Here is an 18,377-nt window from a genome sequence, read left to right on the forward strand (position 1 = left end):
AAGTGATCCAGCCATCACCGCCCCACCGCCGACAGCTTCAGCGCCGTGACGAAGTCCTTGTCGCGCAGGATCTCGCGCGCCGCGTTGCGCCCCGGATTGCCGGACACCCCGCCGCCCGGATGACAGCCGGCGCCGCACATGTAGAGGCCCTTCAGCGGCCCCCGATGGCTGGCGTGGCCCAGCACCGGCCGCGCCGCCCACAGCTGATCCAGCGACATGTGGCCGTGCATGATGTCGCCGTTGACCAGGCCGAACTTCCGCTCCAGGTCGGTCGGCGACAGGATCATCCGTCCCAGGACCGACGCCTTGAAGTTGGGGGCCCAGTCATTGACCGTGTCGATGATCAGGTCTGCCGCCGCTTCGCGCTCGTTGTCCCAGGTGCGACCGTCAGGCAGGTCCCAGGCGAACTGCTGGCAGAACAGGCTGGCCACGTGCTGGCCGGGCGGGGCCAGGGTGGGATCCAGGGTCGAGGGGATCAGCATCTCGACGATCGGCTTCTTGCTGATGCCGAAGGCCTTGGCGTCGCGATAGGCCTCGTCCATGTAGTCCAGGCTGGGCGAGATCACGATGCCGCACTGATGGTGCTCGGCCGAGACCTTGCCGGGCAGGCAGGTGAAGTCCGGCAGCTCCGACAGCGCCACGTTCATCCGGAAGGTGCCCGAGCCGTTCTTGTAGCCCTTGATCGCTTTCGTGAAGGCGGCGGGCAGGGCCGAGGGGGCGATCAGCTTGCCGTACAGCAGCGACGGATTGAGGTTGGACGAAACGATCGGGGCCATGATCTGGCGGCCGTCCACCAGTTGCACGCCCGTGGCTCGGGGGCCGTCCTTGCCGTGTTCGACGTGCACCGCCTCGACCGGCGCATCGAGCAGGATCTCGACGCCCAGCGCTTCGCAGGCCTTGGCCATCGCTTGAGTGATCGCGCCCATGCCGCCGATGGCGTGGCCCCAGGCCCCCTTCTTGCCGTTCACCTCGCCGAAGGTGTGGTGCAGCAGCACATAGGCCGAACCCGGGCTGTCGGGACTGGCGAAATTGCCGACCACGGCGTCGAAGCCGAAGCTGGCCTTGACCGCGTCGCTCTCGAACCAGCCGTCCAGGAAGTCGCGGGCGCTCTTGGTGAACAGGTCCAGCAGGTCGCGCTTGCGCTCCTTGCTCAGCAGGGCCAGCCGCGTGCCCTGGCGGGCGCCGCGCAACAGGCCGTGGATGCCGTCGCCCAGATTGGGCGGGGTCTCGGCGGCCAGGTCACGCAGTACGTCGCCGATCTCGTCGAGCATGGCGTAATAGGCCGGCAGCACCTCGGCGTCGCGGCGGCTGTACTGGCGGAACGCTTCCTGGGTGCGCTCCAGACCGCCGCCCAGTTTCAGATATTTGCTGTCGCTGATCGGCAGGAAGTTGGAGATCGGCCGCTCGACGATCTTCAGCCCATGGCCGTGCAGGCCCATGTCGGCCAGCACCTTGGGGCTCAGCAGGCTGACCGTGTAGCTGGCGACGGAGTTGCGGAAGCCTGGGTGAAATTCCTCGGTCACCGCCGCCCCGCCGACCACGCCCCGGGCCTCGCAGATCGTGACCTTCAGCCCGGCCGTGGCCAGGTAGAAGGCGCAGACGAGGCCGTTGTGGCCGCCGCCGATAATGACGGCGTCGCGGGTTTGGGTGGTGGCCATGTGATGTCGTCCCCGAGTTGAAGGGGAGAGGTTGCTATACGAGTGTATAATAGGCAAGGGCGCGCGGGGTTTCAGCCTCACGCGATCACTCGCTGAAGGGATGGAAAGGGTCGCGGAGCGTCCGGACAACGTCCGGAGGAAAATAGAATAGCCGTTTCGACGAAGCCGAGCGCTCCGCGCAACCGTTATCCATCAGCGTCCCGGCGGGTGGCCCAGTTGGGGCCTTACCGGGACCCGGAAGCTTCGGTTTCCCGAAGTCCCGAAGGTCGGGGGGCGTGGGGCCAATCCTGACCAACACTCGCCTTGATCCCCATCCACGCCGACGGCGGGCGGGTCCTGCAACGCCAGGATCCCCGGACCGGTCGAGTATCCCCCTCGACCCCAGCCCCGCTCGATCACCCCCCGCCGCCGCAATGGTCGCTGGCCTTGCGCCCTTCCCGTGCGGCGAGGTGGGATGATTATGCGGGTGGTTTCGGCGCGTCTGATTGGCGCGAACGACTATTTTGTAGTGCGTTGATTGAGCTGAAGTTTGTTTCCGAAAGAACGGGGATGTAGCGCCGCCAATCCCCATACCTACCGTCATTCCCGCCCTTGTGGCGGGAACCCCTGCTTCAGCTGACCCGTGAGACGCCAGCGAAGTGCGCGCGCACTTCGCCCCTCCCGCACCTGCGGCGGACAGAGGGGTTCCCGCCACAAGGGCGGGAATGACGGTGATTTATGGGATTGGCGCCCCCGCCCCCCTTCGCGCCGAAGGGAGCCATCCTTAAATCTCACGGCGAGACGATCGCCGGTCTGACCTGGTCAGACCGGCACGCTGCAGCCTCCAAGAGATTTAAGGATGAGCGGGACGCAGGGCGTCCGCTTGTTGGCAATGAGCCAAAGACCGCTTTCGACCCAAGCCGGGCTCAATCAACCCTCTCTCTTTGAGAGAGGGCGGGGCCCGCCGCGCAGCGGTGGGAGGGTGAGAGGTTACACCCTGTCCGAACGAAGCACCGCCAGGATGTCATCTGATACGCCGCCAGGGTCGGTCAGCACCCGCGCGTTGGGAAACCTCATCACAACATAGCCGTAGAGTTCCAGCGCCTGGGTGCGCTGTTCATCATAGTCCTCGCGGCCTTCATGGGCCTCGCCGTCTAGCTCCACGATCAGCTTGCCCGCCTCGCAGACGAAGTCGGCGAAGTAGCGGTCTATAGCGACCTGCCGCAGGAACCTGAACCCGCCCAGTCGGCGATTGCGAACGAGGGTCCATAGCGTCTTCTCGGCCAGGGTCTGGTTGCGGCGGAGGCGACGGGCAATGGCGGTCTTGTCCATGTCGAGAGCATGATCTGAAGCGTCAGGGCGCTCAACGACAGGAATCGGGATTTTCCGGCCAACGGCGAAACCTCTCACCCTCCCACCGCCTACGGCGGCGGGCCCCGCCCTCTCTCAAAGAGAGAGGGTTTCGTTCAGAGCGTCCGCTCTCCACCCTTCCCGGACCTTGGCGGCGTCAGCTTTTAGGCCACGTGTCGCTCCGCCTGCGCCGCCCGCCGCGTGGGCGCCGTCGGAAACCCTAGGCCCGCTCATCCCCCCGCGCCGTCAGCCAGTACATCACCGGCGTCGCCACCCGCGACAGCACCGTGCTCGTGATCAGTCCGCCGATGATCGCAATGGCCAGCGGCGAGTAGAGGCCCGACCGCTCCAGCGCCAGCGGCAGCAGGCCCCCGATCGCCGTCACCGAGGTCAGCAGCACGGGCAGGAACCGCACCTCGCCGGCCTTTTCGATGGCGTCGTGCAGACCCATGCCCTCGCGCCGCAGCTGTTCGGTGAAGTCGACCAGCAGGATCGAGTTCTTGATCTCGATGCCGATCAGGGCGATCAGGCCGATGGTGGCCGTAAAGCTCAGCGAGTTGCCGGTGATGGCCAGGGCCGCCACCGCGCCGAAGATGCCGAACGGGATGATGCCGGCCACGACCAGGGCGGTCTTGAACTTCTGGAACTCCAGGACCAGCACCGCCAGGATGCCGAACACGGCCACCAGCACCGCCGCGCCCAGACCGGCGAAGCTTTCCGACTGGGCCTCGGCCTGGCCGCCCAGGCCCAGGCGATAGCCGGGCGGCATGGGCAGGTCCTTTTCCATCCGGGCCACGACGTCCTGGGTCACCTTGGCGGCCAGGAAGCCGGTGGAGACATAGGCGGTGACCGTCACCGTCCGCTCGCGGTCGAAGCGGTCGATGCGGGCCGGGCTGGATTTCAGGGTCGGGGTGGCCACGGCGTCCAGGCGCGCGGCCAGGCCGTCGGCGGTGGGCACATAGATCCCCTTGAGGGCCGACAGCGGATTGCGCGCCGCGCCGTCGGCCTCTTCCATCGGCAGCCGCACCTTGACCGCATAGTCGTCGCCGTCCGGATCGCGGAAGCGGGCGGTTTCCTCGCCCGACAGGGCCAGCCGCGCCGCGCGGCGGGCCGCGCCGGCGGGCACGCCCAGGGCCGAGGCCTTGGCCTCGTCGACGCCCAGGTCCAGATCGGTGCGGTCGAGGCGGACGGGGTTGGTGACGTCGCGCGTGCCGGGGGTGGCCTTCAGGATCTCCTCGGCGCGGGCGGCCAGGGCCTTCAGCGCGTCAAGGTTCTGGCCCGTCAGGCGAATGGCGATCGGCGCGTCGATGGGCGGGCCGTTCTCGAAGGTGACGACGCTGATCCGCGCGCCGGGGAAGTCGCTGAAGTCCTTGCGCAGACCGTCCAGCACCTTGTCGCTCTTGTCCGGCTCCCAGGCCTTGAGGCTGACAAAGACCTCGGCATAGGTCGTGGCGCTCTCGCGTTGCGACTGGTTGTAGAAGATCTGCGGATTGCCGCGGCCCAGATTGGCGGCGCGCCAGGTCACTTCGGGGGTGGCCTTCAGGCGTTGCTCGACGAATTTCAGGGCGCGGTCGGTGCGGGCCAGGGATGAGCCGTCGGGCGTCTCGATGCGCACCAGGAACTGCGGCGTCTCGGCCGGCGGGAACAGGCTGGAGCCGATCAGTTTCAGCATCGGATAGGTGGTCAGGCACAGGGCCAGCATGATCGCCAGCGCCGCCCAAGGTCGGGCCAGAGCCCAGTGCAGCACCGGGCGATAGAAGCGGTGAATGCCGCCATTGACGGCCCGCAGCAGGGCATTGCCCTCGGGATCGGAATGCTTGTCGAGGATCCGGCTGGCCAGGAACGGAATGATGGTCATCGAGACCAGCAGGGATGCGGCGATGGTGCACAGCACCGTCACCGGCAGCGACTTGATATAGGCGCCCGAGCCGGCCGGCAGGGCCATCAGCGGCAGGAAGGCCAGCATCAGGGTCGCCGTGCAGCCGATCACCGCCAGGCCGATCTGGCGGGTGCCGTTGACCGCCGCCTCGGTGCGCTCCTCGCCCTCGCGGATGCGACGGGCGATGTTCTCGGTAATGACGATGCTGTCGTCGACCAGCAGGCCCAGCGACAGCACAAAGCCGGCGATCGACAGCTGGTTGAGGGTAAAGCCAAAGGCCTGCAGCATCGACAGGCCGATCAGCAGGCTGAGCGGGATCGAGACCATCACCACCAGCCCGGCGCGCGGACCCAGCGGCAGCAGGGTGATCAGCACCAGAACCAGGGCGATGCCGAAGTCGCGGAACAGGGCGTTGAGCCGGTGCTTGACGTTGTCGGCCTGAACAAAGGCGCGCTGCAGCTTGACCCCGGCCGGCAGGATCTTCTCGTACTCGTCCAGCACCTGCTCGACGCTCTTGGTGATCTTGGTGACATCCTGGCCGTCCTTCTGGGTCACGGTCAGGAACACGGCGCGCTGGCCGTTGAAGCGGGCCAGATGGGTCGGCTCCTGCTGGGCCCAGGCCACCTTGGCCACGTCCCGCACCCGGGTGACCTGGCCGCCGATGGCGCGCACGGGGGTGTTGCCCACGGCCTCCAGCGAGCGGAAGGCCCCGCCGGACTTGACGTTGAAGCGCCGCTCTCCGGCTTGCACGGCGCCGATCGGCGCCTCGGCGCCCGCCTGGCGCAGGGCGTCGGCGACGGCGGTTGCCGGCAGTTTCAGGGCCGACAGACGCGCCAGGTCCAGGGTGACCTGAACCTCGGAAGACGGCGCGCCCCAATAGCGGGCCTCGCGCACGCCGGGCACGCGGTCGAGCCGTTCCCGGAGGCGGTCGGCGGTCTTTTCCAGGCGCCGCATCGGCAGGACATCGCTGGTCAGGGCCACCTGGACGATGGCGACCTCGGTGGTGCGGGCCCGCTGGATGTCCAGCCGGGCAATGCCGGTCGGCAGATTGCCGCGAATGGCGTTCACCTCGCGCACGACCTGATCGTACTTGCGCTCGGGATCCACATCCCAGGTGAAGTGGACGCGGACCGAGGCCGCGCCGTCGGCGCTGGTCGATTCGACCTTTTCGATATTGTCCAGACCGTCGACGGCGTCCTCGATCGGGTCGACGACCAGTTGCTCCATCTCGGAAGGCTCGGCCCCCGGCAGCACGGCGCGGACGATGACGATCGGGATCGGGAAGTGCGGATCTTCCGAGCGCGGAATGCTGGTGAAGGCGTTGAAGCCCAGCATGACCAGCAGGCCAAACGCCACCAGGGTGAACTGCCAGCGATGAACGGCCAGTCCGGCGAGGTCGAACTTCACGACTATCGGCTCCCGGCCAGCTTTGCGGGGTCGACGACGCGGACCTTCTCGCCGTCGGAGACGAAGCCGGCCCCGGCCGTGATCACCTGGGCGCCGTCGGCCAGGCCCGAGACCAGGGCGTCGTCGCCGTCAAAGCCGCCAAAGCCGACAGCCGTGCGGCGGGCGACGCCGCGATCCAGTCGCAGCACAAACGCGCGGGCGCCCTGGGCTTCCAGCACCGCCTCGGCGGGAATGCGGGCGAAGGCTGGCCCGGCGCGGGCAGGGGAGGCCGCGCGAACCGTCAGCTCGGCATTGGCGATCTGGCCGCTGCGCAGCTCTGGGCGGCCCGCCAGTTCGATCTCGACGGTCACGGCCCCTGTGCGGGTGTCGGCCGCCTCGCCCACGCGGGTGACGGTTCCGTTCAGCAGCTGTCCGTCCAGATCCTCGACCCTGACCCGGGCGCTGTCGCCCACCCGGACGCGGGCGGCGTCACGGGCCGCCAGCGGCAGGCGCAGGACCAGCGGGCTGGTCAGATCGGCGACGCGCGCCACCACCTGGCCGGGCTGGACCACCTCGCCGGTCTGGGCCGTGCGGGCCAGCACCACGCCCGAAGCGGGGGAGACCAGCTGGGCCCAGCGCCGGTCGAAACTGGCCGAGCTATAGGCGGCCTGGGCTGATTTGAGCACGCTCTGGCGGTCGTCCAGCCGCTGGCGGCTGACATAGCCCTTCTCGAACAGGGCCCTGTCGCGCTCGACGTCGCGACGGGCGCGCTCGAGGTCGGCCGAGGTCTGCTGCTGGCGGGCGTCCAGATTGGCCGGATCGATGGTGGCGATGACCTGGCCGGCGCGGACGCTGTCGCCGGCCTCGACGCTCATGCGGGTCAGCACCCCGGCGATGCGGAACGACAGCGCCATTTCGCGCCGACGCTCCAGCGTGCCGGTTCCCGAAACCGCGTCGGCGGCATGGGGCGCGGCGACCTGAGCGGCCTCGACGGGCGTCGGCAGGGCAGGGGCTTCAGCCTGCTCGGCCTTGCCGCCGCATGACGCCAGCAAGGGCATGGCGGCGGCGAAGACGAGCGGCCGCAACGCGCGTTGGAGAAGGGGCTGGGGAGAGCGCCGCATCGTCCTTGTTCCAGATCAATCAATGATAAGTTATCAGTGATAGATTGTTGTCGCTTGTCAAGCTTGGCGCGGAGTGATGAAGGTTGGAAAATGAAGACGTCAACCACGCGGTCGCCGCGTAAGGCCAAGGGCCACGGCGCCGAACGCCGCGAAGAGATCCTCGCCGCCGCCCTGACCCTGTTCAGCGAGCGCGGCGTCCATGCCGTCTCGACCCGGCAGATCGCCGAGCTGGCCGGAATTTCGCAACCGGCGCTCTATGCCTATTTCACCACCAAGGACGACATGGCCGCCGAGCTGTGCGTGCGGGCCTTCGCCACCCTGGTCGAGCGGATGGGGGCCGCGCGCGTTCACGGCCAGCCGACAGTGGAAAATTTCGAGCGGTCGCTGCGGGTCTATGTCGATTTCGGGATCGAAAACCCCAACCCCTATCGCGTGGCCTTCATGATCGAGAAAAGCCATGATGGCGCGTTTTTGGAAAAGACCGCCGACCGGCCGTTGATCGCAGGGCTGGAGGCGTTCGATCTCTTCCGCGACATGGTCGGTGAGTACCAGGCCGCCGGCCTGACGGTTCTGGACGACGCGCAACTGGCCACCCAGACCCTGTGGGCCGGTCTTCATGGCCTGGTGTCGCTGCTGATCGCCCGGGCGGAATTTCCGTGGGTCGAGCGCGAAACCCTGATCGCGGCCCATATCGCCATGCTGCGGCGTGGCGCCCTGAAGTAGAGCGCTGACGCAGGGGCGTGGCAAAGTCGGCTCCGGGAGCCTATATCCGCGCCTTGATTTTACCGGAGCCTCCCATGGCCAAGCTGCAGCCCCTCCAGTCGTTCAGCCTGCAAGAAACTGAAGACGGCTATCGCCTGCTGGTCTCGGCCATCGGCGGCGACACCCTGTATGTCTCGATCACTGCCGAGCAGATGGACGACATCATCGACTCGCTGGAACTGGCGACCGGCGGCGACGCCGGCGAAGAGGGCGCCGAAGAAGACGAGGACGGTTTCTAGGATCAACCCTCATTCATGTCATCCCGGCCAAGCGCGAAGCGCGCCGAGCCGGGACCGCCGGAAGCTCCGCGATTGTTGCGGTCCCGGGTCTGCGCTGCGCTTCGCCCGGGATGACAGCTTTTATTGCGGCCCCGCCCTCAACAACCCCGCCACCTCTCGCAACGCCCGCGCCAGGGTGGCCGCCTTGCTGGGCGCACCCAAGGACAGCCTCACGCCCTCGCGTGAAACGCCTGGAGCCCGGAACGCCGCCGCATCGACTAGCGACAGCCCCCGCGTCAGCGCCGCCTCAAGCATCCAGCCTGCACTCCACCCCGCGGGCAATTCCAGCCAGACATGCAGGCTCTCAAGCCCGCCGACCGCCATCGGCAGGATTTCGGCCGCCAGACGCCGCCGCTCGATCGCCTCGTGGCGCACGCCGTCCAGCACCCTCCGGGCGTCACCTTCGCGGATCCAGCTGGTGACCACGGCCGCCATCAAGGGCGCTGGCATCTGGGCGATGGCGTGCAGGGCTCCTGCCGTCTCGGCCACGCGATCTTCCGGCGCCGCCACGAAGGCGATGCGCAGGCCCGGCGACAGGGTCTTGGCGGTGGTGGCGATGTGGAACACCCCCTGCGGCCACAGGCTGGCCAGGGCGGGCAGGGGCGCGGCCGGCGACAGGCCATAGGCGTCGTCCTCGAGGATCACGACCCCGGCCGCCCGGGCGACCCCGACGATGGCCTCGCGACGCGCCAGGCTCATCGTCGCGGTGGTCGGGTTCTGGAAGGTGGGCGTGCAGCAGATCGCGCGGGGGCTATGCCGGGCGCAGAGCTGGGCCAGGGCCTGTGGCTCAAGGCCTTCATCATCCATCGGGCAGGCGATGACCCGCAGGCCCCGCTGGGCGGCGGCGGTCAGCAGGCCCGGATAGGTCAGGGCTTCGACGATGATGGTCTCGCCCGGGCGGGCGAGCAGGGCCAGCAGGGCGCTGAGCGCGGTCTGGGCGCCGCTGCCGATCAGCACGCGTTCCGGCGAAACCGCGCCCTGGGTCGGCGCCAGCCAGCTGGCCGCCGCCGTGCGCTGGGCCAGGGATCCGGCGCCGGGGTGATAGGCCATCAGCGCCGCCGGATCGGTGCGGGCCAGCACCGCGGCGGTCGTCTCGCGCAGCAGGGCGCCCAGGTTCAGGCCTCGAGGCTGGGGCGGCAGGTTCATCGACAGATCGACCAGCCCGGCTTCGTCCTCGCCGACCCGCCCGCGCACGAAGGTGCCACGACCGGCGGTTCCCTCGATCAGGCCGCGCTCGCGAGCGATGGCGTAGGCGCGGGTCACGGTGGTGAAGTCCACGCCGACCAGCCGGGCCACTTCGCGTTGGGCGGGGATCTGGTCGCCGGCCTGCAACTCCCCGTCCGCGATCGCGGCCTCAAGCGCCTGGGCCAGCCGCTGATAGACGGGACCGGTCAGGGACTCTGCGCGTTTCAGCCAGGCGGCGGACGGATGCGACAGCACGGCGGTTGTCTCGCGGCTCACAAATACATACATTGTATCCAGAATGTATGTATCAATTGCGCGATTGTAGGAAGGGCTTTTGATGGCCGATCCAGTCTACAACTCCCCCCCGCCCGTCATTTCCGGCCTGCGCTGCCGCTGTCCGCGCTGCGGCGAGGGCAAGCTGTTCCAGGGGTTCCTGACGCTGGCCCCGGCCTGTGATCGTTGCGGTCTGAGCTACGCCTTCGCCGACCCGGCCGACGGCCCGGCCTTCTTCGTGATGAGCGGTGTCGGCATCATCGTGATCGGCGTGTTCGCCTGGGTCGAGATCGCCTATCGCCCGCCGATCTGGGTGCATTTCGTCACCGTCTTCCCGGCCCTGATCGCGGCGTGCCTGGGCACGCTGCGGCCGGTCAAGGCCTGGCTGGTGGCGTCGCAATACATCCACAAGGCCGAGGAAGGCCGGTTCGAGAGCGTCGGACGGCACGACCGCGACAGCCGTCGGCTGTAAACGGGCCCCCTTCGCCGGGGAGAACGGCTATTTCTTTTCCAGCAGCAGCTGGCCACGCTTCTGCAATTGATCCCGGATCTTACCCGCGATCATGCCCAGCATGCCGGGCAGGACGATATCCAGTTTCACCATGTCATCCAGCACATCCATGGCGCCGCTGATCGTCTGACCCATGGCCACGGCCGAGAAGGTCATGGTGTCGCCGTCCCACGACTGATGCACCTGATCGGCCTTGCCGCCCGGGATCTGGGCGGTCAGTTGGGCAAAGCCGGTCTCGATCCGCCGCCGCGCTTCGACCGCGCCGAGCTGGTGGGAGATGGTGATCGTGATCGGCTTGGACATGATGGGTCTCTGTTGAAGGTTCGCTGGCGACGTCCCGAAGATAGGAACGGTTCGGCGTTACGGAACATGCGTCCGTTTCCGACGTAGGCAGGGGCGAGGGTGAGGCATCCCAGGAGGACGCCATGACCGACTACGCCATGCCCGACGCTTTTCAACCCACCCGCCGTCCCGCCCGTCCGGGTCGTCCCACCGGCGTTGTGGGCGCGGTCAGCTATGCGGGCGTTCTGCTGGTCTGGCTGGCCCTGTTCGTGGTCGACCGGCCCCTGGCGATGAAGGTGTTCCGCGAGCGCCGCGCCGACTCGCCGATCCGCCGCCACTGGTCCTGGTAGAGGTCTCGCCAAGCCCCGCGAACAATGACAAGCCTTGGCTCATGTCGCTGTCCGTCACCGCCCGCGCCGTCCATCACCCGCTGAAGGCCCCGTTCCGCATCTCGCGCGGGGTCAAGACGGCGGCCGAGGTGGTGGTGGTCGAGGCCCGGGCCGGCGGTCAGGTCGGACGTGGCGAGAGCGTGCCCTATGGCCGCTATGACGAGACCGTGGCGGGCGTTCTGGCCCAGCTGCAGCCGGCTATGGCGATGCTTGAGCGCGCGGGCGAGGGCAATATCGATCATGGCGCGGCCCTGGCCCTGTTGCCGCCCGGCGCGGCCCGCAACGCCCTGGACTGCGCGCTGTGGGATCTGCGCGCCAGGCTCACCGGCGTCAGCGTCGCCGAGGCCACGGGCCTGCCGGTTCCAACCTCGCTGGTCACCGCCGTCACGGTCAGCCTGGACACGCCCGAGGCCATGGCCGCCGCCGCGCTGGCCGTCGCCGCCGCGCCGCTGATCAAGATCAAGCTGGGCGCCGAAGACCCCGCCGCCCGCCTGCGGGCCGTGGCCGCCGCCGCGCCCGACGCCCGCTTGATCGTCGATCCCAACGAGGGCTGGACGTTCGAGATCCTGCACGGCCTGCGCTCGCTGCTGGCTGACCTGCCGATCGCGCTTGTCGAGCAGCCCCTGCCGGCCGACGCCGACCAGGCGCTGGAGGGCTATGACCCCCCCTACATGATCTGCGCCGACGAGTCGGTGCATGTCGGCGGCGACCTGGCGGCCCTGCGCGGGCGCTATCAGGCGGTGAACCTCAAGCTCGACAAGACCGGCGGCCTGTCCGAAGCCGTGCGGATGCTGGAACAGGCCAGGGGCCTGGGCTTCCAGCTGATGACCGGCTGCATGGTCGCCTCGTCGCTGGGCATCGCCCCGGCCCTGCATCTGGCCGGAAGCTGCCAGTTCGCCGATCTCGACGGGCCGTGGTGGCTGGCCGTGGATCACCCCGGCGGGCTGCGCGTCGAGGGCGGGGTGATCACGCCGCCAAAACCCGGGTTCTGGGGCGATGGGATCGAGGCGTCGGGCCTTTGGCTTTGACGCCCGGGCGGCCCCATCTTTGCCCCAAAGCGTGACCATGGTTTCCGGTTAAGCGGAGGACCTCATGCGAGACAAATGGCTTATCGCCGCAGGCTTGCTCAGCGCCGCCGCCGCGCTGCTGCATATCGCGGTGATCGCCGGCGGACCGGACTGGTACCGATTCTTCGGTGCGGGCGAGAGCATGGCCCGGGCGGCCGAGCAGGGGTCCTGGGTTCCCGTCGTGACGACCCTGGGCATCGCGACCATCCTGGCGATCTGGTCGGCCTATGCCTTTTCCGGCGCAGGGCTGATCCCGCGGCTGCCCCTGATCCGCACGGGCCTTGTGACGATCAGCGCGATCTATCTGGCGCGAGGCCTGATCCTGTTTCCCATCCTGGTGTTGAAGCCCGGGCTGATTAACGCCTTTGCCGTCTGGAGTTCGCTGATCGTGCTGCTCTACGGCGTGGCCTATGCCATTGGGACCTGGCGGTCATGGCGCTATCTGGGCCAGTCCGGCCAGCGTCCCTCTTGATCCGATGACGCGGCGCGGCCCAGAGTAGGCCATGGCCGAGAATCCCCTGGAACGCCTGGACACCTTCGAGCTTCTCAAGCTGGGCAAGGCCTCGGTGACAGTCGGTGGTCTGGCTGCGGCCCTGCTGATCATTGCTGCAGCCCTGTTCGCCGCGCGGCTGACCTCGGCGGGCTTGCAGCGCCTGCGCGCCCGGGCGGCCGGCAGCGCCGCTTCGCTGTACATCGTCGAGAAGGTGGTGACCTACGGCCTGGTGGTCATCGGGTTCGTGGCGGGCCTGTCGACCATGGGTCTGGACCTGACCTCGCTGGCGGTGTTCGCCGGCGCTCTGGGCGTAGGCGTCGGTCTGGGCCTGCAGGGCATGGTCAAGGACTTCGCCTCGGGCATTTCGCTGGTGTTCGAGCGGCTGGTGGCGGTGGGCGATTTCGTCGAGCTGCCCAATGGCCAGCGCGGCGTGGTGCATGAGGTCGGTCCCCGCGCCACCCGCATCCGCACCAATGACAGCACCGACCTGATCGTGCCCAACTCGGTGCTGGTCAACGATCTCGTCATCAACTGGACCCTGCGCAACACCAACCGCCGCATCCGCGTGCCGTTTGTCACCGCCTTCGGGGTCGACAAGCAGAAGGTGCGCGAGGCGGTTCTGAAGGCGGCCAAGTCGGTGCCCTTCACCTCGCCCGACGACGCCGTGCGCCGCACCCAGGTCTGGCTGGTCGGCTATGGCGAGCACGCCCTGAAGTTCGAGCTGATCGTCTGGCCTACGGTCGAGGCGGTGCGCCGTCCGGCGGCGATCTTCGCGGCCTATACCTGGGCCATCGACGACGCTCTGCGCGCGGCGGAAGTCGAGATCCCCTATCCGCAGCGCGACATCCGGGTGCGCGGCCTGTTTGGCGAAGAGGGCGATGAGGCCCTGACCAGCCTGAAGCTGGAGCCCGCCGCCCGTCGACGCAGCAAGGCCAAGGCCGCCAAGCCCGGCTCCAGCAACGACGCCGCCCTGGATCTGGAACGCGAGGATCCTGACGATCCCCCCATGTCGCCGCCGATCGCGCCGCCAAAGGGTTGAGGTTTCTGAACGCTGATAAGCTGAGGCCTTGACGCCCCTTCCGCGCCGCCGCAATCTTCTCGCAACTGCGAAAAGAACAGCAAGCGTGACAGCCGAAAGTGGACGCCGCTTTCGGCGCCCGTCACGCGGCAAGCAAGAACGGGGAGTAGGCGGATGAAGACCGCGCGAGGCTTTTTCAAACCCTTAGCCATCGGCGCGCCCGCGCCCTACCGCGACCTTCCGGCCCGCGTCGAGCGCATGATCCACTTCGTGCCGCCACACCTGGAGAAGGTTCGCGCCAAGGTTCCCGAGATCGCCTTGAGCGTCGATGTGATCCTGGCCAATCTCGAAGACGCCATCCCCGCCGACGCCAAGGGCGCGGCCCTGGCCGGGCTGATCGAGATGTCACGCGCCACCGATTTCAAGGCCCTGGGCGTCGGCTTCTGGACCCGGATCAACTGCCTCAACTCGCCCTGGCACCTGGACGAGGTCTCGACCATCGTCGAGAAGGCCGGCGACAAGATCGACGTGATCATGGTGCCCAAGGTCGAGGGACCCTGGGACATCTTCTACATGGACCAGTTGCTGGCCTCGCTGGAGGCCAAGCATGGGGTGACCCGGCCGATCCTGCTGCACGCCATCCTGGAGACGGCCGAGGGCGTGATGAACGTCGAGCAGATCGCGGCGGCCAGTCCGCGCATGCAGGGCATCAGCCTGGGCCCGGCGGATCTCGCCGCCAGCCGCGCCATGAAGACCACCCGCGTGGGCGGCGGCCATCCGGGCTATCGGGTCATCGAGGACCCGCACGCCGACGGCTCTGCCCGCGCCTCGGTGCAGCAGGACCTGTGGCACTACACCTTCGCCAAGATGGTCGACGCCTGCGCCGCCCATGGCATCAAGCCGTTCTATGGTCCGTTCGGCGCGATCGACGATCCGGTGGCGTGCGAGCAGCAGTTCCGCAACGCCTTCCTGATGGGCTGCGCGGGGGCCTGGAGCCTGCACCCCAGCCAGATCGCCATCGCCAAGGAAGTGTTCAGCCCGGCCCCTGACGAGGTGATCTTCGCCAAGCGCATCCTGGAAGCCATGCCCGACGGCACCGGCGTGGCGATGCTGGACGGCAAGATGCAGGACGACGCGACCTGGAAACAGGCCAAGGTCATGGTGGATTGCGCGCGGCAGATCGCCGGCAAGGATGCGGAGTATGCGGCGCTGTATGGGTTTTAGCGGCTAGCACTCGCCCCCTCCTGGCTGCTTCGCAGCCGTCCTCCCCCGGAGGGGGAAGACGCTTTCATCTTCCCCCTCCGGGGGAGGAGCGCCGAAGGCGCGGAGGGGGCGAGTGGCTCAGATTCACCCCACCGTCGTCACCACCCGCGCGCCCTGGGTCAGCAGCTTGTGGATCGGGCACATCTCGGCGATGGCCAGCAGGCGTTCGCGCTGCTCGGCGTCGAGGTCGCCGTCCAGCGTGATCTCGCGGTCAAACCGCTCGGGCGGGGTCATGTCGGCCTCGCGGCTGCTGCGCACCTCGACATGCACCGCGCCCAGAGGCCAGTTCTTGCGCTTGGCATAGAGGCGCAGGGTCATGGCGGTGCAGGCCGCCAGGCCCGCCGCGACCAGATCGTGAGGGTCAGGACCCAGGTCCAGACCGCCGGCCTCCACCTTGACGTCGGCCACCAAGCTGGTGGGACCCGCCGTGACGAAGGTCTGCAGGCCGCCATGACCGCTGTCGTCGGCGATGGCGGAGGGGCGGGGGGCGTCGATCATGGGCAGGATCCTGGCGGCGTTCAACCAAGCTTAGGTGTCGGTGCGCGCACCGCAAGGTTTCGGCTTGTGTCTATGTCAGCGGGATCGGCGTCAGGCGGAAGTCCGGTTCGCGATCCGGTCCCAGGGAAATCTTGGCCACCGGAATGACCGGCCTGTCGTCCGCCATGGCGATCTGGAATCGCGACAGCAGGCCGCCGAGCAGAATCTGGCTCTCGGCCATGGCGAAACTGGCGCCGATGCAGACCCGAGGGCCCGCGCCGAACGGGATGAAGGCGTCCATTCCCCAGGGCGAGGGGTGATCGAGAAAGCGTTCCGGAAGGAAGGCCGTCGGTTGATCCCAAAGCTTGCGATGACGGTGGATCAGCCACGGGCTGATGGTGATCACGTGGCCCGGCGAGACCTTGCAGCCCTGGACTTCATCTTCCGCGATGACCTGGCGGCTCATCATCGGGGCGGGCGGATAGAGCCGCAGGGTTTCCAGCAGGACCGATCGGGTCAGGGGCCAGGCCGAAAGATCCTCCAGGGTGCGGATCCTGTCTGGCGGAAAGGCCTGGATTTCGGCCTGCACCCGCGCCTGGGTCTTGGGATCCAGGGCCAGCAGATAGGCGGCCCAGAACAGCAGGCGCGAGGTGGTCTCGAAACCGGCCGCCAGCATGGTGCCGCACTGATCGCGGACTTCCTCGTCAGGCAGGGGCCGGCCGTCCTCGTCCCGGGCGGCCAGGAGGCCATCCAGAAGATCGCCGCCGTGCGCGCGAGGCCCGGCGGTTTTGCGAGCGTCGATCAGCGCGGCGACAGCGGTCATCCAGCGCGCGCCCAGGGCCAGTCGGGGACGTTCGGCGAAGCCGAAATCGCCCGGAGCCCGGGCCAGGAGATCGAAGAGGTTCACATTGGCCCGGCCATGCAGGTAGTCGCGGGCGATCGCGGCCAGTTGCGCGCCCTCACCGCTGGCGGGGCGAGAGAAGAGGGCGCGCAGGACGGCGTCCAGCGTTGCCCGATGAAAGGTCTCGCTGAGATTGGCGCGATCCTGACCCGCGAGACTATCGGCCAGCGCTTGGCCGGCGGCGGTGAAGTGCGGCAGCAGGGTCTCGACGGCTTTGGGCGTGAAGGCCGGCGCCAGCGCCTTGCGCTGCCGCCGCCAGGTTTCGCCCTCGGTCAGCAGCAGGCCGTCGCCGACGATGGGCCGCAGGATCCGGCTCATCTGGAAGGGCCGCCGATAGCGCGCCGCCTGGACGCCCAGCACCTGCTTGACGCCGGCGGGGTCGCTGACCACCAGGCCAGGCTGCCCCAGGAATGTGTAGGGGATCATCAGGGTGTCGAAGTCAGACTCCGACCAGGCCCCGACCATGTTTCGCATCATGGCCCAGGCGGCGCCCAGATTGGTCTGCGGCCCGGCGTGCACCTTGGGCGCGGGCGGGACTAGGGGGCGGTGAACCTGGGCGTCCATGGGCGGCTTCCAGACGGGGAGGCGCCGGGAGAGGCGCTCCATCCGGAACGATGGCCTAGCATCCCGCAGGGGGCGCTGCAATAATTCACTACGCGGTGAATATCAGGCCGCCGCCACGCGCTGGGCTGGAACGTCGAACACGCGGGTCGACCCGCGCCAGACCTCGATCAGGTCGCATCGGTGATGCATGTCAATGAGCTCGAACGCACGCCGGCGCGCGGCCTGATCATCGGCATAGGGAGCAACATCAAAGCGAGGAACGGAGCCATCGGGCTCGACGCAGAAGAACGTAAACACCTGCATGGGAACACGGTTCTCAACAGGCGGGACCGAGCCATATTCGATGGGCGGGGGCCGCAGGCGCTGGTTTTCTTCATCACCAGCTACGAATCGACCATAGGACCAAATGTCGCGATTCACCATAAAAATGAGTCTTCAAAAGAGACTCTCTCGCGATCCATCTGGGGACGGTCCTGGGGATGAATCCGCCTGGGCGCGGAACGTTCCAAAGCCGGTTCCCTTTTTCCGGCTTAGCCACTAGGTTCGCACCCTTTCGTAAACGGCGACGTTGAGACTCCATGGCCGCCCACTATCTCGATTTCGAACGCCCCATCGCTGATCTGGAAAGCAAGATCGAGGAGCTGAGCAAGCTCTCCGAGACTGCGGGGCCAGGTGCGTTCGAGCTGGAGATCCAGGCCCTGCGCGACCGCGCCCAGGAACTGCGCGTCGAGGCCTACGCCAATCTGGACGCCTGGCAGAAGACCATGGTGGCCCGCCACCCCCAGCGGCCCCACCTGCGCGACTATCTGGCCGGCCTGATCGACGAGTTCGTCGAGCTGCGCGGCGACCGCAAATTTGCCGATGACCAGGCCATTGTCGGCGGTCTGGGCCGGTTCCGGGGTCAGCCTGTCGTGGTCATGGGCCACGAGAAGGGCCATGACACCACCACGCGCCTGAAGCACAATTTCGGCATGGCCCGCCCCGAAGGCTATCGCAAGGCCGTGCGTCTGATGGACATGGCCGAGCGCTTCAGCCTGCCGGTCCTGACCTTTGTCGACACCGCCGGCGCCTATCCGGGCCTGGGGGCCGAGGAGCGCGGCCAGGCCGAGGCCATCGCCCGCTCCACCGAGCGCTGCCTGACCCTGGAAGTGCCGATGATCGCCACCATCGTGGGCGAGGGCGGTTCTGGCGGGGCCATCGCCCTGGCCGGCGCCAACAAGGTGCTGATCCTGGAGCACTCGATCTATTCGGTGATCAGCCCCGAGGGCGCGGCCTCGATCCTGTGGCGCGACGGCGCCCGGGCCAAGGACGCCGCCACCCAGATGCGGATCACGGCGCAAGACCTGATCAAGCTGGGCATTGTCGATCGCATCATCGAAGAGCCTGCCGGCGGGGCGCATTCCGATCATGAGGCGGCGCTCAAGGCCGTCGGCGACGCGGTCGAGATGGAGCTAAAGGCCCTGTCCCTGCTGGACGCGGCCGCCCTCAAAAAGCAGCGCTCGGAACGCTTCTACGCCATCGGCCGCGTCGGCCTGCAATAG

The 18,377-nt window shown here is 68.0% G+C and carries 18 protein-coding genes and 2 pseudogenes; 10 read left to right on the forward strand and 10 right to left on the reverse strand.

The window, feature by feature from the left end; translation table 11 throughout:
* Window positions 1-14: 14 nt before the first annotated feature.
* On the reverse strand, window positions 15-1,658 hold the full coding sequence (locus tag ACN2C7_RS04305) for a phytoene desaturase family protein (RefSeq protein WP_419320055.1): 1,644 nt from the start codon (window positions 1,656-1,658) through the stop codon (window positions 15-17).
* Window positions 1,659-1,993: 335 nt separating this feature from the next.
* Between ACN2C7_RS04305 and ACN2C7_RS04310 the strand changes: the two are divergent.
* A pseudogene (locus ACN2C7_RS04310) lies at window positions 1,994-2,112 on the forward strand (hypothetical protein); the annotation flags it as partial.
* 117 nt (window positions 2,113-2,229) lie between these two features.
* Here the strand turns inward: ACN2C7_RS04310 and ACN2C7_RS04315 are convergent.
* The 4 genes and pseudogenes from ACN2C7_RS04315 to ACN2C7_RS04330 form a co-directional block, all read right to left on the reverse strand.
* A pseudogene (locus tag ACN2C7_RS04315) lies at window positions 2,230-2,369 on the reverse strand (hypothetical protein); the annotation flags it as partial.
* 258 nt (window positions 2,370-2,627) lie between these two features.
* A complete protein-coding gene (locus ACN2C7_RS04320; protein WP_419317709.1) occupies window positions 2,628-2,969 on the reverse strand; it encodes an endonuclease domain-containing protein in 342 nt (113 codons plus the stop codon).
* Between the two features lie 238 nt (window positions 2,970-3,207).
* Window positions 3,208-6,273, reverse strand: coding sequence for an efflux RND transporter permease subunit (locus tag ACN2C7_RS04325; RefSeq protein WP_419320056.1), 3,066 nt, complete (start codon window positions 6,271-6,273; stop codon window positions 3,208-3,210).
* 2 nt (window positions 6,274-6,275) lie between these two features.
* On the reverse strand, window positions 6,276-7,310 hold the full coding sequence (locus tag ACN2C7_RS04330) for an efflux RND transporter periplasmic adaptor subunit (protein WP_419321399.1): 1,035 nt from the start codon (window positions 7,308-7,310) through the stop codon (window positions 6,276-6,278).
* A gap of 153 nt (window positions 7,311-7,463) precedes the next feature.
* Between ACN2C7_RS04330 and ACN2C7_RS04335 the strand changes: the two genes are divergently transcribed.
* Window positions 7,464-8,096 carry a TetR/AcrR family transcriptional regulator gene (locus ACN2C7_RS04335; RefSeq protein ID WP_419320057.1) on the forward strand — a complete coding sequence of 211 codons (633 nt, stop codon included), beginning with the start codon at window positions 7,464-7,466 and terminating at the stop codon, window positions 8,094-8,096.
* Between the two features lie 74 nt (window positions 8,097-8,170).
* Window positions 8,171-8,374, forward strand: coding sequence for a hypothetical protein (locus ACN2C7_RS04340; RefSeq protein ID WP_419320059.1), 204 nt, complete (start codon window positions 8,171-8,173; stop codon window positions 8,372-8,374).
* Window positions 8,375-8,494: 120 nt separating this feature from the next.
* Here the strand turns inward: ACN2C7_RS04340 and ACN2C7_RS04345 are convergent, their stop codons facing one another.
* Window positions 8,495-9,886, reverse strand: coding sequence for a PLP-dependent aminotransferase family protein (locus ACN2C7_RS04345; RefSeq protein WP_419320061.1), 1,392 nt, complete (start codon window positions 9,884-9,886; stop codon window positions 8,495-8,497).
* 49 nt (window positions 9,887-9,935) lie between these two features.
* On the opposite strand from ACN2C7_RS04345, the gene ACN2C7_RS04350 reads away from it, so the two are divergent.
* On the forward strand, window positions 9,936-10,343 hold the full coding sequence (locus ACN2C7_RS04350) for a DUF983 domain-containing protein (protein WP_419320063.1): 408 nt from the start codon (window positions 9,936-9,938) through the stop codon (window positions 10,341-10,343).
* A 27-nt stretch (window positions 10,344-10,370) separates the two neighbouring features.
* Here ACN2C7_RS04350 and ACN2C7_RS04355 read toward each other — a convergent pair whose 3' ends face one another.
* Window positions 10,371-10,685 (reverse strand): polyhydroxyalkanoic acid system family protein, encoded by a 315-nt coding sequence (locus ACN2C7_RS04355; RefSeq protein WP_419320065.1) that lies wholly within the window; start codon window positions 10,683-10,685, stop codon window positions 10,371-10,373.
* A gap of 122 nt (window positions 10,686-10,807) precedes the next feature.
* Between ACN2C7_RS04355 and didA the strand changes: the two genes are divergently transcribed.
* The 5 genes from didA to ACN2C7_RS04380 all read left to right on the forward strand — a co-directional run bounded on the left by didA (window position 10,808) and on the right by ACN2C7_RS04380 (window position 14,855).
* Window positions 10,808-11,014 carry a DNA damage-induced SOS-independent cell division inhibitor A gene (gene didA, locus ACN2C7_RS04360; RefSeq protein ID WP_419320067.1) on the forward strand — a complete coding sequence of 69 codons (207 nt, stop codon included), beginning with the start codon at window positions 10,808-10,810 and terminating at the stop codon, window positions 11,012-11,014.
* A 41-nt stretch (window positions 11,015-11,055) separates the two neighbouring features.
* Window positions 11,056-12,081, forward strand: a complete 1,026-nt coding sequence (gene dgcA, locus ACN2C7_RS04365) for an N-acetyl-D-Glu racemase DgcA (protein WP_419320069.1) — start codon at window positions 11,056-11,058, stop codon at window positions 12,079-12,081.
* 64 nt (window positions 12,082-12,145) lie between these two features.
* Entirely contained in the window at window positions 12,146-12,592 is a 447-nt protein-coding gene (locus ACN2C7_RS04370) for a hypothetical protein (protein WP_419320072.1), read from the forward strand.
* A gap of 31 nt (window positions 12,593-12,623) precedes the next feature.
* Window positions 12,624-13,652: a mechanosensitive ion channel family protein gene (locus ACN2C7_RS04375; protein ID WP_419320074.1), complete on the forward strand. Its 1,029-nt coding sequence runs from the start codon at window positions 12,624-12,626 to the stop codon at window positions 13,650-13,652.
* Between the two features lie 153 nt (window positions 13,653-13,805).
* The gene (locus tag ACN2C7_RS04380) at window positions 13,806-14,855 is read left to right on the forward strand and encodes an HpcH/HpaI aldolase/citrate lyase family protein (protein ID WP_419320076.1); all 1,050 of its coding nucleotides are present in this window, start codon (window positions 13,806-13,808) and stop codon (window positions 14,853-14,855) included.
* A 123-nt stretch (window positions 14,856-14,978) separates the two neighbouring features.
* Here ACN2C7_RS04380 and ACN2C7_RS04385 read toward each other — a convergent pair whose 3' ends face one another.
* The 3 genes from ACN2C7_RS04385 to ACN2C7_RS04395 form a co-directional block, all read right to left on the reverse strand.
* The gene (locus ACN2C7_RS04385; protein WP_419320078.1) at window positions 14,979-15,392 is read right to left on the reverse strand and encodes an OsmC family protein; all 414 of its coding nucleotides are present in this window, start codon (window positions 15,390-15,392) and stop codon (window positions 14,979-14,981) included.
* A gap of 70 nt (window positions 15,393-15,462) precedes the next feature.
* Window positions 15,463-16,836 (reverse strand): cytochrome P450, encoded by a 1,374-nt coding sequence (locus tag ACN2C7_RS04390; protein ID WP_419320079.1) that lies wholly within the window; start codon window positions 16,834-16,836, stop codon window positions 15,463-15,465.
* Between the two features lie 102 nt (window positions 16,837-16,938).
* Complete coding sequence (locus ACN2C7_RS04395) at window positions 16,939-17,139, reverse strand: hypothetical protein (protein WP_419254222.1); 201 nt, start codon at window positions 17,137-17,139, stop codon at window positions 16,939-16,941.
* 275 nt (window positions 17,140-17,414) lie between these two features.
* Between ACN2C7_RS04395 and ACN2C7_RS04400 the strand changes: the two genes are divergently transcribed.
* Complete coding sequence (locus ACN2C7_RS04400; protein ID WP_419254223.1) at window positions 17,415-18,377, forward strand: acetyl-CoA carboxylase carboxyltransferase subunit alpha; 963 nt, start codon at window positions 17,415-17,417, stop codon at window positions 18,375-18,377.

The sequence above is a fragment of the Caulobacter sp. ErkDOM-E genome (genome assembly GCF_048541895.1).
Taxonomy (GTDB): domain Bacteria; phylum Pseudomonadota; class Alphaproteobacteria; order Caulobacterales; family Caulobacteraceae; genus Caulobacter.

Bases quoted from the DNA above. Each gene is read 5' to 3' on its own strand.
- ACN2C7_RS04375 (WP_419320074.1), top strand. From the start codon at position 12,624: ATGGCCGAGAATCCCCTGGAACGCCTGGACACCTTCGAGCTTCTCAAG.
- ACN2C7_RS04330 (WP_419321399.1), bottom strand. From the start codon at position 7,310: ATGCCCTTGCTGGCGTCATGCGGCGGCAAGGCCGAGCAGGCTGAAGCC.
- ACN2C7_RS04390 (WP_419320079.1), bottom strand. From the start codon at position 16,836: ATGGACGCCCAGGTTCACCGCCCCCTAGTCCCGCCCGCGCCCAAGGTG.
- ACN2C7_RS04340 (WP_419320059.1), top strand. From the start codon at position 8,171: ATGGCCAAGCTGCAGCCCCTCCAGTCGTTCAGCCTGCAAGAAACTGAA.
- ACN2C7_RS04380 (WP_419320076.1), top strand. From the start codon at position 13,806: ATGAAGACCGCGCGAGGCTTTTTCAAACCCTTAGCCATCGGCGCGCCC.
- ACN2C7_RS04345 (WP_419320061.1), bottom strand. From the start codon at position 9,886: ATGTATGTATTTGTGAGCCGCGAGACAACCGCCGTGCTGTCGCATCCG.
- ACN2C7_RS04320 (WP_419317709.1), bottom strand. From the start codon at position 2,969: ATGGACAAGACCGCCATTGCCCGTCGCCTCCGCCGCAACCAGACCCTG.
- ACN2C7_RS04395 (WP_419254222.1), bottom strand. From the start codon at position 17,139: ATGCAGGTGTTTACGTTCTTCTGCGTCGAGCCCGATGGCTCCGTTCCT.
- ACN2C7_RS04355 (WP_419320065.1), bottom strand. From the start codon at position 10,685: ATGTCCAAGCCGATCACGATCACCATCTCCCACCAGCTCGGCGCGGTC.
- ACN2C7_RS04305 (WP_419320055.1), bottom strand. From the start codon at position 1,658: ATGGCCACCACCCAAACCCGCGACGCCGTCATTATCGGCGGCGGCCAC.
- ACN2C7_RS04385 (WP_419320078.1), bottom strand. From the start codon at position 15,392: ATGATCGACGCCCCCCGCCCCTCCGCCATCGCCGACGACAGCGGTCAT.
- dgcA (WP_419320069.1), top strand. From the start codon at position 11,056: ATGTCGCTGTCCGTCACCGCCCGCGCCGTCCATCACCCGCTGAAGGCC.
- ACN2C7_RS04350 (WP_419320063.1), top strand. From the start codon at position 9,936: ATGGCCGATCCAGTCTACAACTCCCCCCCGCCCGTCATTTCCGGCCTG.
- ACN2C7_RS04400 (WP_419254223.1), top strand. From the start codon at position 17,415: ATGGCCGCCCACTATCTCGATTTCGAACGCCCCATCGCTGATCTGGAA.
- didA (WP_419320067.1), top strand. From the start codon at position 10,808: ATGACCGACTACGCCATGCCCGACGCTTTTCAACCCACCCGCCGTCCC.
- ACN2C7_RS04370 (WP_419320072.1), top strand. From the start codon at position 12,146: ATGCGAGACAAATGGCTTATCGCCGCAGGCTTGCTCAGCGCCGCCGCC.
- ACN2C7_RS04335 (WP_419320057.1), top strand. From the start codon at position 7,464: ATGAAGACGTCAACCACGCGGTCGCCGCGTAAGGCCAAGGGCCACGGC.